Source organism: Gilliamella sp. B2717, assembly GCF_026536675.1.
Lineage (GTDB): Bacteria > Pseudomonadota > Gammaproteobacteria > Enterobacterales > Orbaceae > Gilliamella > Gilliamella apicola_I.
The window spans coordinates 192,238-192,636 of record NZ_JAFNNQ010000003.1; the positions used below are offsets into that span (position 1 = coordinate 192,238).

At 35.8% G+C, this 399-nt stretch carries 1 protein-coding gene; it reads left to right on the forward strand.

From position 1 onward, the window contains the following. On the forward strand, positions 1 to 399 hold a 399-nt coding region (locus tag J3U35_RS02075), incomplete at both ends, for a hypothetical protein (protein WP_267359212.1).

The following is a 399-nucleotide window of genomic DNA, read 5'->3' on the forward strand; positions in this document are numbered from 1 at the left end:
GTATTTTCTTCACGCAGTGGATACACCGGCTTTGCTTCGATTAAAATATTGTGCTATAGGGAGTGGCGTATTATGTTTATTAACTTATCTGATTGGTGTGGTTATTGTCTATTTTAGTATGGATAGCGAATTTTTTATATTTCTATTATTTTATACTTTTACCGCTTTTTTTATGTTTTTTGTTCTTTTAATTATGTTTTTTTTACTAGCGGGTGGTCGTTACTCTTTTATCGGTAATCGCATTTTTGCCACATTAGGCTACCCCAAACCTTGGTCTCATGATACGTCAGCTGAACATGAGCGTTTTAAAAAATTAAACCGTTCGGGCGATCCTGAGTTGTATGATGATCCCCAAACCCCCGAATTTGAACGAATCAAAATACATGATCGCAATGCCAC